Below are 14350 nucleotides of genomic sequence, written 5' to 3'. Positions count from 1 at the left end.
GGGCCGCTCGTCGTCCGGTGATCCGGAGTCTCGGGTCAAGCCACCCGCGGGAGTCGGCCACCGATCTGTGCACTGGCCGGATGACCGTTGACCAGCAACTGGTGGGACTGCTCCAGTTTCAGGTTCGCAGCCGGCCAAAGACCATGCGCTATTTCACCCGCCCGCCGCGAAAGCAGCAGTACCAGCCGGCCGCGCCGCGGATCCAGCACGCGGTCGAAGCTGGCCATCATCCGCCGGGCCAAGGTGGCGAAGTCGACGTCCTGGTCGTCGTACTCGCCCCACGGTGGATCGGTGACGATGGAACTCACCGAACCGGTCGAGATCGACGGAAGCTCCAGGGCGTCCTCGGCAAGCACGTCGACCCGACTGCTGCGCCGGATCTCTGGCGGCATCTGCAGGTCCGGCCCCCCAACGGCGAGATCTGAGTAGATCGCCCGGCCGTAGGGCAGCGCCATCCGAGCCCGGACGATGGAACCGCTGCCTGCGAACGGGTCCAGGAAGACGTCGTCGGGCTTTGGGTCGGACGCCTTCACCAGCAGGGTGGCGAGGTCGGCCCCGAGGCTGCCGGCTGCGCCAGGCTTGACGCCCGTCGTCAACCGCCGGCAGAACAACATCGATGTGAGCTCACGGCGGCCGATAAGCCAGTACTCCACGCCGCCACCGCGAGGGCTCAGCCGCGCTCCGGTGGCCTTGGCGATCGCCGACTCGAGCCGGACTTTGGCCGGCCGGGGCAACCCGAGCAGCTTCCCGTCTACGCTCACCATCGTCCGGAAGTTCTTTCCCCGTCCCTGCCCACCCAACATCGGGGTCGAGAGCACCTGCTCGGCGAACTGTTCGGCCGCCCGCTGAGCTGAGGATCGTGGAATTGTGCCGAGCACACTGAAGGCGTTCTTCAGATAGGCCAGGTTGGCGACCTTGGACGGATTGCTGCCGGTGTCGAAGATCAGACTGCTCTCATCGGAGCTGACCACCTTCACCCTCGCGAGGTCACGCCGCAGACAGTCGATCACGAGCTCGCCGAGCCCCGCGCGGAACTGAGCGAAGTAACGCATCGGCCGCACGCTATCGCAAGCTGTCACGACGCTGCCACCACTTTTGGCGCAACGCACTAGCTCCAGGCCGTCAGGGGCGCTGGCGGTAGCTCTCGAGGAACGTCGCGATTCGGGTGACGGCGGCTTCGAGCTGGTCCTTGTGAGGCAGGGTGACGATGCGGACGTGGTCGGGTTCGGGCCAGTTGAAGCCGGTGCCGTGCACGATCATGATCTTCTCGGCCCGGAGCAGGTCGAGGACGAGCTGGCGGTCGTCGGTGATCCCGAACACCTTCGGGTCCAGCCGCGGGAACACGTACAGCGCACCCTTCGGCTTCACGCAGCTCACCCCGGGGATCTGGGTGAGCAGCTCGTACGCCGTGTCGCGCTGAGCCAGCAGTCGTCCGCCGGGCAGCACCAGATCCTTGATCGACTGCCTGCCGCCGAGCGCGGTGGCGACCGCGTGCTGCGCCGGCATGTTGGCGCACAGCCGCATGTTCGACAGGATCGTCAGGCCCTCCAGATAACTCGCCGCCTGGTGCCTGGGCCCGCTCACCGCCATCCACCCGCAGCGATAGCCGGCCACCCGGTACGCCTTCGACAGCCCGTTGAAGGTCAACGTGAGTACGTCGGGAGCCAGCGAGGCCACCGGGGTATGGACGGCCTCGTCGTACAGGATCTTGTCGTAGATCTCGTCGGCGTAGATCAGCAGACCGTGCCGGCGCGCGATGTCGGCGAGCTGCACGAGCAGTTCGCGGTCGTAGACGGCGCCGGTGGGGTTGTTCGGGTTGATGATCACCAGTGCTTTCGTGCGGTCGGTGATCTTCCGCTCGATGTCGGCCGGGTCGGGCATCCAGTCTGACTGCTCATCGCAGCGGTAGTGCACCGGCGTACCTCCGGCCAGTGCGACCGCCGCGGTCCACAGCGGGTAGTCCGGGGCGGGAATGAGGACCTCGTCGCCGTCCTCGAGCAGCGCCTGCACGGCCATCTGGATCAGCTCGGAGACGCCGTTGCCGATGTAGACGTCCTCGATGTCGAGGTGGACGCCCCACGGCTGGTAGTGCTGTACGACGGCCCGGCGGGCGGCCGGCAGACCCTTCGCGTCGCCGTAACCGTGGGCGTCCGCGAGGCTGCGGACGATGTCCTCGAGGATCTCCGGCGGGCACTCGAAGCCGAACGGCGCGGGGTTGCCGGTGTTGAGCTTGAGGATCCGATGCCCCGCCGCCTCCAGCCGCTGCGCCTCCTCCAGCACCGGTCCACGGATTTCGTAGCAGACGTTCGCGAGCTTGGACGACTGCATCAGCGGCGGCATGGTCCGCACCCTAACCGCGGTCACGAATTCTTTCCGCCGAGTGTGTCAAATCTCGCCATGTCAGTACGACGAACAAGTGAGAGCCGACCAGATCACGACCTAGGAGTCACCATGAGTGAGCACAACAGCACCTTCAAGCGGTTGCTGCTGAACACGCTCGTCGCCAACGTCACGAGCACCTTCCTGTCCTTCGCGCTGGCGTTCTGGGTCTACCTGGTGACCGAGTCCGTGCTGGTCGCGTCGATCGTCGCCGGCAGCTCGATGCTGGCCGGCGCGTTGTCCGGTGCCGTCTTCGGCGCGATCGTCGACGCGAACCGGAAGAAGACCGCGATGGTCATCTCCAGCTCGATCACCGCGGCCGCCTTCGCCGCGGCCGGGTTGGTCTACCTGCTGGTCCCGGTGACCGACTGGACCAGGCCGTGGTTCTGGGTGTTCGCGGCCTTCGTACTCATTGGCAGCCTCGCCGGCGGACTGCGGAGCATCGCACTGTCCACGACTGTCACGCTCCTGATTCCCGAGGACCGCCGCGACAAGGCCAACGGCATGGTCGGCACGGTCAACGGCCTGGCTCACCTGGTGACCAGCATCCTCAGCGGCCTGTCTGTCGGATTCCTCGGTATGGGCGGTACGGTCGTCATCGCGCTCGTACTCACCTTCGTCGTACTCGGACACCTGCTGCTCGCGATCCGGATCGACGAGCCGCGCCCCGCCCGTCACGCGCGGCGTCACATGGATCTGCGCGGTTCGTGGCGGACGATGCGCGCCGTACCGGGTCTGGTGCCGCTGGTCCTGTTCAGCACCTTCAACAACCTGGTCATGGGCGTGTTCATGACGCTGATGGACCCGTACGGCCTGACCTTGTTCTCCGTCGAGGCATGGGGCATCGTGCTCGGCGTCACCAGCATCGGTTTCATCGCCGGCGGCGCGGCCGTCGCGCGCTTCGGCCTGGGCCGTTCGCCGCTGCGCCTGCTGCTGCTGGCGAACGTGGCGATCGCCGTCATCGGCATGACCACCGCCATCCGCGAATGGCAGTCGCTGCTGGTGCTGGGCATGCTCGGGTTCTTCCTGGTCGTCCCGGTCGCCGAGGCGGCCGAGCAGACGATCCTGCAGCGCGTCGTCCCGTTCGAGACCCAGGGACGCATCTTCGGCTTCGCCCACAGCATCGAGTCGGCCTCCACCCCGGTCGCGGCCTTCGCCATCGGACCGGTGGCCCAGTTCCTCCTGGTCCCTTACATGAACTCCACCTCCGGCCACACCACCTTCGGCTGGCTCCTGGGCGAAGGTCACTCCCGAGGCCTGGCCCTCACCTTCGTCATCGCGAGCACCGTCATGCTGATCGTCGTACTCCTGGCTTTCCTCACCACCGCCTACCGCCGCCTGACCCACGAGTACACCGCCGTAGCCACCCAGCCTGAACTCGTCCCCGCCTAGCCTCGTCTGACGGTTGCCGCCGAGGGTGGGGCTGAGGACTGGTGGATGTGGTTGGAGGTGGCTGGCGGGTTGCGTCACCGCTGGCGGGTTGCAGCACGCCAGCGGTGACATAACCTGCCACTGGCCGTGGATCCGAGGGGCTGGTTTCGGCATGTGGCCGGGCTTGTCCGCATGGCGGGATTTCCGGGGGCAGCCCCTGGGATGGATCATCGAGTCGTCAATCGTGGTCGAAAAATCGCGGTCTCCCGAACCAGAATCCGCGACTCGATGCACCCACGGCCCCTCTCGCCCAACCAGACCCGGCCGGCTCCACGGGCAACCCGGCCACCAGGTTCGCAAGAGTCATCCACCCCACTCGGGTCACACCTCCCGCGGGATCCACGTAGCTGCGTCCTTCCCTGGTCGGTGTGGTGTGGGTCAGGGGTCGAAGATCCGCGCAGCGGACGCCGCAAGGCGCCCTTGAGGCACATCGCACCGACCAGCACCATCACGCAGCGGAGCCCGCGGAACCACACCCACTCTTCACCCATCACCCAGCGGAACCCGCGAAACCACACCCACCCTTCACGGCCCTGAACCGTCAGACACGGCGTAGCCCAACCCCCGGCGGCTTCAGCGCTCAGGGCTTTCCGCCTTACATCCGGCGGTAACGAAGGGATTGCCCGAATCCGGCACCGGGCTCACTGAGCGGCGGCTGCACATCCCAGTGAAGAAGCTCCTTGGACCGGGCGTGGCCGACCACGCCGCGCGTCGGAGCACGCGCTGACCGCGTAGGTGACAACTACGCGACTGTGCGGATCTGGCGGACCAGGAGGCCGGCCAAGGCGGTGACGGTGGCGGCCAGGAGGTAGAGGACGGGGTAGCCGCCGAGGTGTTTGACGATGGGGGCGGCGATCGCCGGGGCGAGGACCTGGGGCAGTGAGTTGGCGATGTTGATGACGCCGAGGTCCTTGGCGCGGTCGCGGGCGCTGGGCAGGATCTGGGTGAGGAGGGCGAAGTCGACGGACAGGTAGACGCCGAAGCCGGCGCCGAGGATGATCGCGCCGAGAACGGCGCCGGGCCAGGTGGGCCAGCCGGCGAGGACGACGCCGGCGATCGCCATCACCACGCCGGAGCCGGTGACGAAGATCTTGCGGCGGGCGATCCGGTCCGACCAGGTGCCGAACACCACCGAGGTGACGAGGACGCAGACGCTGTAGATCGCGGTCAGGATCAGTACGGCGGTGTCCGGCTCGTCGACGCGGACCTCGTCCTGCAGGTAGAAGAACAGGTACAGCGTCCCGAGCGCATTCCCGACGTTGAACAGGAAGCGGGTCAGCCATCCCCAGCCGAAGTCCGGGTAGCGGCGCGGGCTGATCCAGAAACCGCGGAGGAACTCACGCGCCACCAGCGGCGGTCGCGAGGCCAACCGCTCGTCGCCACTGCCCACGAGATACGGCACCACCGACAACAGCAGGAAGACCGCACAGGCGACGTACCCGGCGCCGATACCGCCGAAGTACGTCGCCAACCCGGTGCCGACCAAGGCGCCGAGGACCTGGGACAGTGCGACCCATCCCCCGACCGCGCCACGCTGGAGTGCCGGGACCCGATCGGGGACGGCGGCGGTGATTGCCGCGAGCAACGCGTTGCCGAACAGTTGCAGCAGGCACCAGCCGACCAGCATCCAGGCCACGGACGCGACACCGGCCAGCACCAGCAACCCGACGACACCTCCGGCAGCGCCCGCCAGCACCCACGGGACCCGGCGGCCGAAGCGGGACGTCGTACGGTCGGAGATCGCACCGGCCAGCGGGTTCGCAATCACCGAAACCGCGGCGCCGACGCCGGTGACCAGCCCGAACACGAACTCCTTGTTGCCCGGAGCAACCGCCTGGGACTGCTTCGCCAGCAGCACCTGGATCGGCCCCAGCCAGGCCGCGAACACCCCGACATTGGCCAGTACGACGGCCGCCGTCCACCGCGACCGGACCCGGACGGCCGGCTCCGCGAACGCCGTTGGCACGACGCCCGGCTCGGGGATCATCCGCGGCTCTGCGCGATCACGTCACGGAACCAGTGGTACGACGCTTTCGGCGTCCGGACCTGGGTGTCGAAGTCGACGTGCACCAGGCCGAACCGCTGGGAGTATCCGGCCGCCCACTCGAAGTTGTCCAGCAGCGACCAGTGGAAGTACCCGCGGACGTCGACACCGTCGTCCATCGCCTGCCGGAGCGAGCGCAGGTACCCGTTCAGGTAGTCGATCCGGCGCTGGTCGGCGACCACGCCGCCGACGGGTCCGTCGCCGAACGAGCACCCGTTCTCGGTGATGTAGATCGGTGGCAGCCGGTCGCCGTACCGATCCTTGAAGGCGCGCAGGATCTCGCCGAACGCCGACGGCACGATCGGCCAGCCGAAGTCGGTCCGCTCGTAGCCGGCGAGCACTCGCGGCTCGAACGGCAGGCCCGGCGGGAGCAGGATCCCGTCCGTCGCGGCGGTGTCGGCCTGCCCGGTCGCGGCGCCGACGGACACCGGCGCGTAGTGGTTGATGCCGAAGAAGTCCAGCGGCGTGGAGATGATTGCGAGGTCATCCGAGACCGGGCCGGGCATCGCGGCCTCGAAACCGGATGGATAGCTGCCGAGCAGGACGGGGTCGGCGAACAGCCAGTTGATCAGGTTGTCGTAGAGAGCGGCCGCTTCCTTGTCCTCGACGCTGTCGCTGGCCGGCCAGGTCGGGGCGTGGTTGCTGGCGATCCCGATGTTCGTCGCCCCACCCGCCCGTAGCGCCTGCACCGCGCGCCCGTGCGCCAGCAGCTGGTGATGCGCCACCGGGAGCGCGTCGAACAGCAGCTCCTTGCCGGGCGCGTGAGCGCCGAGCGAGTACCCCATCAGCGTGAGCACCATCGGCTCGTTGATCGTGATCCACAGCGGCACCCGATCAGCGAAGTGCGCGGCCAAGATCGCGGCGTAGTCGGCGAATCGATCCGTGATGGAGCGATCGAGCCACCCGCCGGCGTCCTCCAGCGGCTGCGGCGTGTCCCAGTGGTACAGCGTCGGCGCCGGCTGGATGCCCGCACCCAGCAGCGTGTCGATCAGCCGGTCGTAGAAGTCCAGCCCGGCCGCGTTGCCCGGCCCGCTGCCCGAGGGCTGGATCCGCGGCCACGCGAACGAGAACCGGTAGGTGTCGACCCCGAGCTCCCGCATCAGCGCGACGTCCTCGGCGTACCGGTGGTAGTGGTCGCAGGCCACCGCACCGGTGTCGCCGTTCAGGATCCGGCCCGGCTCGGCGCAGAACGTGTCCCAGACCGACGGGCCGCGGCCACCCTCGGCGACGGCCCCTTCGATCTGGTACGCCGACGTCGACACCCCCCAGCGGAAGCCGGGGCCGAAGGTCAGGTCAGCTGTCATGGGCATCATCCTCAGGAGGGGCCGGTGCCGGCTCGTTCTTGCGGGCGATGACCGCGGTGCCGTAGGCGGCCACCTCGCTCATCGTGTTGGCGATCTCGGTGCAGTCGAACCGCATCGCGAGAATCGCGTTCGCGCCCATCTGCTGCGCCATCTGGCACATCCGCATCACGGCGACATGCCGGGACTCGGCCAGCATCTGGGTGTACTCCGGCACCTCGCCACCGGCCAGCGACCGGAAGCCGGCGGCGAAGTTCGACCCGAAGTCGCGGCTGCGCACGGTCAGCCCGAACACCTCGCCGAACACCTTCTCCGCGGTGTACCCGGGCAGGTCGTTCATGGTCGAGACCAGCACCGGGTACGGCGAACCCTGCGGCGCGATGTGGGGTGCGTTCTGCGGGGCCGGCTGGTAGTTGCCGGGAGCCTGACCGTACCCGGGCTGACCGTAGCCCGGCTGCTGCCCGTACCCCTGCGGCGGCGGACCCTGCTGGTAGCCGGGCTGCTGCTGCGGCGGCGCGTAACCGGGCGGCGGGCCCTGCTGGTAACCCTGCTGCGGCGGGTACGGCTGGTTCGGGTTCGGGGGGAAAGTCTGGTTCATGCCTTCATCCTGACAGGCTGCCCGGTCGTCATTGGCGGAAGACCTGGAACTCGTGGAGCGCGTACCCGTACGACGTCGCCCGCCGCGTCCCAGTGACCCGGACGGACCGCGCCGGCGCCAGGTTGCTGACGTCGTCACCCCGGCGTGCCGGGAACTCGATCACCTGCTGGTACGTCGGCCGGTTGACCCAGGCGATCCGGTCCTGGGTGATGCCACCCATCGGGCTGTGCGCGATCTGGTCCGCGCAGAACTGGTCTCCCGCGGCACAGTCCGCGGTCGCCGGGTATGTCGTCGCCGCCGGGACCTTGGTTGCCGCCAGCAAAGAGTCGGCGAGCACCGTACGGCAGGCCGCGAGCGAACCGCCGCCGCAGTACGTGACCGGCTGCGGCGTCCGCACCGGATCGCCGAGCACCTTGCGCAGGTCGCGCTGAACGAAACCCCACCATCCGTTCTGGAACGCGGATCCCTGCGCACCCGGGCGCTCGTCGATCTTCAGGTTCGCGACCAGGGCGCCGTACAACTCGGGGCCCAGGTCCTTGAACTGGGCCGGCACCAGCAGTGGCCACCAGGCGTCGAGGATCCGGATCGCCTCACTGTGGTCGTAGACCTTCGACGAAGCGTTCGGAGTCTTGCGGTGGCTGCCCGCCGCCTGCCACGCGGTCAGCTTCGCGACCGCGTCGGCGACGGCCGGATCGGTGATCGGGGCAGACTTCAGGACCCTCAACAGATACGGAACGACCTGGTCGCCGCGGAGGTCGACGGTGGCCGCGTCCTCCATCGCCTCGACCAGCTTGCCGCGGGTGAACTTCTGCCCGCTGTTGATGACCGCCTTGATCCGGTCGTCGAGCGGCTGGCTGCGGTAGACCGCGTTGTAGCCGAACTGACCGTCCGATGCCGAGAATCCGGGTGCCTGCTTGTTGTTCCAGCTGGTCAGGTAGTCCTGGTTGACGACTTGCGGGTGCTGGGCGGCCGGAGTGTAGGTCGCCCGGTTGGTGTCCGGGTTCCAGCCCTGCCACTCGTACGAGCTCCAGGTCGGCAGGTTGGGATCACCGCCCGCGGCGCGGACCGGGTTGTCACCGGAGTTGAAGTACGCGATCGACGTCTTGTCCGTGTAGAACCAGTTGAACGTGTAGCCGATGTTGTGCGCCGCCCTCTGGAAGTCGGCCGCGGAGTGGATCCTGTCCGGGTCGTTGAGCTGCATGAACCCGAGCGCGGATCCTGCCTCGTTCCCGTAGGTCGAACGGTTCTTGGTGAACAGCACCGGCCGGCCGCCGACCGTGCCGCGGTGCGTGACGATGCCGTATTTGGTGCGCAGGGCAACCAAGGTGTACGACCCGGCCGGTTCGGACGATCCCAGGCTGGAGTACCACTCGTTGTGTCGCTCGAGCCGCTCGATCGGGACACAATGGCCGCGGAACTCGTAGTACTGCGAGCTCTTCGTCGGCGTCCCGCCGCCGGGTTCGCACAGCGGTACGGCGAACGTGTCGGTGATGTCCTGGCCGGCCGACGTGGCGCTCCACGAGTAGTCGGGACCGCGACCGATCAGGGTGTAGAAGTTCAGGCCGGCGAAGGCGATACCACGGGAGCTGACACCTGGACCTTGGAGTTCCTGCCGGAGCAGAAGTTGCGGGGCGAAGTAGCCGGTCTGCGGTCCGTAGACCGCGACCGGGTTGCCGCTCTCGGTGTGCGCGCCGGAGACGAGCAGGGCGTTCGACATGCCCTTCTCGCCGAACCCCTCCGGGAACAGGCCGCGGTCGAAGATGCCGCGCAGGGACTCCGCACCCTTCGGCGCCGGTTTGCTCGCCGTCCCGGCCGTCTGATCGATGACCTGAGGCTCCGGAGTGACCGAGCCGCGATCCGGCATCGCGCGACCCGCCGGGTTCGGACCCGTGACGCCGTACGGGAAGGTCGCGCCGTTGTGCACCGTGGTGTTCGCCTCCGGGTCGTTCTGCGACCGGAACGACTCCCAGACCTTGGTGCCTAGGGCAACGCCGTACTTCGCTTGTGCCTCGAGCAAGGCCAGCGCCGACGTGACCTCGTGTCCGCCGCCGGTGCCGAAGATGCCCGCGACGACGGCCGCGGTGGCGACCACGTCGGTCACCTTCCACTGTGGTGTCGGCCAGTCCAGTCCGAGCGCGACGTACTCACCGGGGTACGCGAGGCCGACGGTGTTGATGTAGTGGTTGACCCCGTCGACCCAGGCCTGGATGTCCTGCTGCATCTTCACGCCGTCGGCGCCGTACCTCTCGTCGGCGTCGTCGTACTGCCGCTGCAGGTCGGCTTCCGTGTACGGCGCGGTGCGCCAGAACTCCTGCTCGAACGCGCGATTGGCCGGCGCCCCACCCGCGAACGGGGTCAGTTGGCCGCGGCCGAGATGGCGGAACACATCCATCACGAACAGCCGGTCCTGCGCCCCCGCGTACCCGGCGCCGAACATCACCCCACGCCGGGTGGTGCCGGTGATGTGCGGGATCCCGCGCGACTTGTCCCGCACGATCCTCACGTCCGCACGCGGCTGAATCGTGCTCGCGACGTCACCTGCTTTCACGCCGAACGACGCGTCGTCGAAGTACGCGCCGAGACCGTCGTCGGTGATGCCGGTGGAGTTCCAGACCAGGTTCTGGTACGGCTTGAGCGAGTCGCTGAAATGCGCCGGCCGGGTCCCGAAACCCTTGAAAAGAAGGAGATCCGTGAAGGTGGCGTTGCCGTTCTGTCCCGGTGGCAAGATGTCGCCGCACTAGCCGACGCAGTAGTCCACCGGTGGCGCCGCCGCAGCCTCGGACTTGGCTTGGGTGGGTGTGGGAAGGAAGGCGAGCAGTGCTGTGATCGCAGCCGCGGCGATCGTCGTACGGATGGTTCGGTGAGCGGGGCGGAGCTGCACAGATCCTCCTCGAGACGCGACCAGGACGGCAGGGGAGTACTGAAAAACTGAGAATGACTCACCAGTAGCTTCGGGTCAAGATCGGGACCGAACTGAGTCTCGCCAACACTGTCGGTGACCACTACTGTGTGCAAGACCATGAGCATCCACGATCGGTACCGGCTGAGTGTGGTGATCAACGCCAGGGGGACGTACACCCCACTCGGAGTGTCCCGGAGTTCCCAGTCCGTGGCGGCGGCCGTCGCACAGGCCTTGCCTGAGTTCTTCGTCATGGACGAGCTCGGCGACCGGGCGAGCGAGGCCATCGCCCAGGTGACCGGCGCCCAGGCCGGCGCGGTCGTCCACTGCACCGCCGCGGGGATCACGCTCTCGGTCGCGGCCACCATGACCGGCGGCGATCCGCGCCGGGTGGCCGCGTTGCCGGACACGACGGCTATGCACAACCGCGTGGTCCTGCCGGCCGTCCATGTCGTCAACTACGGCCACTCCAACCTGCAGGGCATCCGTCTCGCCGGTGCGCAGGTCGACCTGGCCGGCGACGAAACCCGTTGTGGCATTGACGATCTGGAGGAGGAGCTGGACGGGCCGGACGTCGCCTGCCTCCTTCTCGTCTCGTCCCGGCTGACGCAAGGCGAGCCGATCGACCTGGTCGCCGCCGTACGTGCCGCTCACCGTCGCGGCGTACCGGCGATCCTCGACGGCGCCGCTCAGTTCCCGCGGATCGCCGACCTGCTGGCGACCGGCGCGGACCTCGTGCTGGTCAGCGGGCAGAAGTACCTCGGCTCCCCCACCGCCGGGCTGATCGCCGGCAGCTGGTCGTTGGTGCAGTCCGTCCGGGCCCAGGACAACGGCATCGGCCGGGTGATGAAGCCGACCAAGGAAGCCGTCATCGGTGTCCTGGCCGCCCTCGAGGAATGGCAGGCGTTCGACCGGGTCAAGTGGGAGGCGGACCAGCTCGCCAAGGTGGTCTCGTTCGCCGGTTCGGCCGCAGAGATCCCTGGGGTGTCGGCGGAGGTTCTGCCGGATCCGACCGGGTTGCAGATCTCGCGCGTACTGCTGAAGGTTGCCGACGCCAAACGCATCGCGACCGAGCTGGAAGCGGGCTCACCGCCGATCTACGTGATGACGGACCGGGCCGACGAGGACGAACTCGTCCTCGAGCTCGTCCCACTCGGCGACAACGAGATCGCCGTCATCCTCGCCCGCCTCTGGGCGATCCTCACGCAGTAGGTCGCTCACTGACGGCTGATGTGCTCACTGGCGCGTTGCAGCACGCCATCGCTGACAGAGAACGCCAGCAGGCCCTGACCTCATGCCGAGGTCAGGGCCTGCTGGATGATCAGCGCTGGTAGGACTTGCCACCTTCGTAGCGGTTGCTGTCGGTACGGCGCGGGCCGTTGCCGCGGCGCGGACCGCTGCTGCCGCGACCGTCGTGACCGCGACCCGGCCGGCTGCTGCCGAACCGCTTGCCGCCGCCGCCCTTGCCGAACCGCTGCGGCTTCGGCGCCGGAAGCTTCACCGGGTAGCCGGACGGCTTGCTGCCGCCGGTCAGCTCGGTGACGAGCTCGTCACCCGGACGGGCCTTCACCGGCGCGGCCTCGACCCCGGCGGACTCGGCCAGCCGGATCATCCCGCGCCGCTGGTGCGGCAGGACCAGGGTGACGACCGCACCCTTGCCCCCGGCGCGCGCCGTACGTCCGGCGCGGTGCAGGTAGTCCTTGTGGTCCGCGGCCGGGTCGGCCTGGACGACCAGGCCGACGTCGTCGACGTGGATACCGCGCGCGGCAACATCCGTTGCCACCAGCACCGGTACCGAACCGTCCTTGAACTGGTCCAGCGTCCGGTTCCGGGCGCCCTGGGTCAGGCCGCCGTGCAGCGCCGCGGCCATCACGCCGCGATCCCGCAGCTGGGTGGCGACCCGGTCGGCGCCCAGCTTGGTGCGGACGAAGACGATCGTCCGGCCGTCACGGCTGGCCAGCTCGGCCGTCAGCGACTGCTTGTGCCCCGGCTCGATCACCAGCATGTGGTGCTCCATCGTGCTGACCGATGCCTGACCGGACTCGGTCGAGTGCTGGACCGGGTCCTTCAGGTACGTCTTCACGATCTTGTCGACGTCGTTGTCCAGCGTCGCCGAGAACAGCAGCCGCTGTCCCTCCGGCGGGGTCATGTCGAGCAGCGTGGTGACGGCCGGCATGAAGCCCATGTCGCACATGTGGTCGGCCTCGTCGAGGACGGCGATCTCCACCGCGCCGAGGTCGGCCGCGCCCTGCTCACACAGGTCGATCAGCCGGCCGGGGGTCGCGATCAGGAGGTCGACGCCACGGCGCAGCGACTCGATCTGCTTCGGGTACGGCAGGCCGCCGGCGATCAGCTTGAGCGACACGTTCATCACGTGCGCCAGCGGCTCGAGCGCGTCGTGCACCTGCATCGCCAGCTCCCGCGTCGGCACCAGCACCACGCCGCGCGGACGGCGCGACTCGGTGTGGCCGCCGGCCAGGCGCATCAGCGTCGGCAGGCCGAAACCGAGCGTTTTGCCGGAGCCGGTCTGACCGCGGCCGAGCACGTCCTTGCCGGCCAATGCGTCCGGGATGGTCGCGGTCTGGATCGGGAACGGCGTGGTGATCCCGTCCCGGGCCAGCCGCTGCACCAGCCGCGGCGACAACCCGAGGGCGGCGAACTGGTTGTCCGGAGCAACGTTCCCCAGATCCACCGGCTCCTCCACCCGCTTGTTCTCCTGGTACGACGAGCGCGTGTCGTCCCGCCGGTACGACGAACGGTCGTACGACGGCCGCTCCTCGCGCCGGTACGACGGCCGGTCGTCACGGTTGTCGCGGTTGTACTGCGGCCGGTCGTCCCGGTTGTACTGCGGACGGTCGCCGGACCGCGCCCGGTCGCCCCGGTTGTCACGATCGCCGCGGTTGTACTGCGGCCGGTCCTCCCGCCGGAACTGCGGGCGGTCGTCACGGTTGAACTGCGGGCGGTCGGTGCGGCTCCGGTCGCCGTACTGCGGCCGCTCGTCGCGGCTGAAGCTCGGACGCTCGTCCCGGTTGTAAGCCGGGCGCTCATCGCGGTTGTAGGCCGGCCGGTCGTCGCGGTTGACGGGCCGGCGGTCGGTGCGCGGCTCGCCGGCACGCTCGGCGCGGTAGCCCTTCACCGGGCGGTTGTCGCGCCGGTCGTTACCGAAGGTGCGGGAACCGCGGTCGGAGTACTGGGTGGGTCCACCGCGGCGCTCACCGCGCGCGGCGTCGTTGCGAACCTCACCGCGGGCGGCGTCGCTACGGACCTCGCCGGCCGGCGAGGCGGCGGCCTCGGCCGCCATCCGCTCGCCGTACGACTGGGTCTGGAACTTCTTGTGCCGCGGCTTCTTGATCCGGCCGTCAGCCTGGTCGGCGTCGGCGGAGTGGTTCTCCTGGTGGTGCTGGGTCACGCAAAAACTCTCTCTCAACGTCACGGACGGATGGCCGGATCGCAACCGCACAGAAAGGCCGGTCACAGACGTGACCGGACAGAACGTGCTGGGCAGGAGACGGGCATCGACCTGCGGGTGCTATCGCGTTGCACCCATGTCGCCGGGGACCTTCAGCCGGATGCTGAAACCGACGGGTCGGAGCGCCTGGGAAAATCTCTGGTGACGCGACGCGCGCACCGACGCAGAAAAGTATACCCGACCGCGACCGCTGCCCTGACCACACCGTCCCGGGACCAGACCACTCGGC

The 14350-nt window shown here is 68.6% G+C and carries 10 protein-coding genes; 2 read left to right on the top strand and 8 right to left on the bottom strand.

Annotated elements, in window-relative coordinates; translation table 11 throughout:
• Positions 1-35: 35 nt before the first annotated feature.
• Positions 36-1052 carry a hypothetical protein gene (locus AB0F43_RS12210; protein WP_360474190.1) on the bottom strand — a complete coding sequence of 339 codons (1017 nt, stop codon included), beginning with the start codon at positions 1050-1052 and terminating at the stop codon, positions 36-38.
• A gap of 70 nt (positions 1053-1122) precedes the next feature.
• On the bottom strand, positions 1123-2340 hold the full coding sequence (locus AB0F43_RS12205; protein ID WP_360474188.1) for a pyridoxal phosphate-dependent aminotransferase: 1218 nt from the start codon (positions 2338-2340) through the stop codon (positions 1123-1125).
• 111 nt (positions 2341-2451) lie between these two features.
• Between AB0F43_RS12205 and AB0F43_RS12200 the strand changes: the two genes are divergently transcribed.
• On the top strand, positions 2452-3771 hold the full coding sequence (locus AB0F43_RS12200; RefSeq protein ID WP_360474186.1) for an MFS transporter: 1320 nt from the start codon (positions 2452-2454) through the stop codon (positions 3769-3771).
• A gap of 781 nt (positions 3772-4552) precedes the next feature.
• Here the strand turns inward: AB0F43_RS12200 and AB0F43_RS12195 are convergent.
• The 5 genes from AB0F43_RS12195 to AB0F43_RS12175 are packed head-to-tail and all read right to left on the bottom strand — an operon-like array spanning position 4553 to position 10634.
• Positions 4553-5797 (bottom strand): MFS transporter, encoded by a 1245-nt coding sequence (locus AB0F43_RS12195; RefSeq protein ID WP_360474184.1) that lies wholly within the window; start codon positions 5795-5797, stop codon positions 4553-4555.
• Positions 5794-7158 carry a GH1 family beta-glucosidase gene (locus AB0F43_RS12190; RefSeq protein ID WP_360474182.1) on the bottom strand — a complete coding sequence of 455 codons (1365 nt, stop codon included), beginning with the start codon at positions 7156-7158 and terminating at the stop codon, positions 5794-5796. The genes AB0F43_RS12195 and AB0F43_RS12190 overlap by 4 nt, the downstream gene beginning before the upstream one ends.
• A complete protein-coding gene (locus AB0F43_RS12185) occupies positions 7148-7753 on the bottom strand; it encodes a YbjQ family protein (protein WP_360474180.1) in 606 nt (201 codons plus the stop codon). The genes AB0F43_RS12190 and AB0F43_RS12185 overlap by 11 nt, the downstream gene beginning before the upstream one ends.
• A 28-nt stretch (positions 7754-7781) precedes the next feature.
• Entirely contained in the window at positions 7782-10478 is a 2697-nt protein-coding gene (locus tag AB0F43_RS12180) for a penicillin acylase family protein (protein WP_360474178.1), read from the bottom strand.
• A 12-nt stretch (positions 10479-10490) separates the two neighbouring features.
• The gene (locus tag AB0F43_RS12175) at positions 10491-10634 is read right to left on the bottom strand and encodes a hypothetical protein (protein WP_360474176.1); all 144 of its coding nucleotides are present in this window, start codon (positions 10632-10634) and stop codon (positions 10491-10493) included.
• Between the two features lie 138 nt (positions 10635-10772).
• Between AB0F43_RS12175 and AB0F43_RS12170 the strand changes: the two genes are divergently transcribed.
• Complete coding sequence (locus AB0F43_RS12170; RefSeq protein WP_360474174.1) at positions 10773-11864, top strand: aminotransferase class V-fold PLP-dependent enzyme; 1092 nt, start codon at positions 10773-10775, stop codon at positions 11862-11864.
• 109 nt (positions 11865-11973) lie between these two features.
• Here the strand turns inward: AB0F43_RS12170 and AB0F43_RS12165 are convergent, their stop codons facing one another.
• Positions 11974-14061 (bottom strand): DEAD/DEAH box helicase, encoded by a 2088-nt coding sequence (locus AB0F43_RS12165; protein WP_360474172.1) that lies wholly within the window; start codon positions 14059-14061, stop codon positions 11974-11976.
• Between the last annotated feature and the right edge of the window lie 289 nt (positions 14062-14350).

Origin of the sequence: Kribbella sp. NPDC023972, assembly GCF_040639075.1 — a bacterium.
Lineage (GTDB): Bacteria > Actinomycetota > Actinomycetes > Propionibacteriales > Kribbellaceae > Kribbella.
This window is presented reverse-complemented; position numbering and strand designations above follow the sequence as displayed.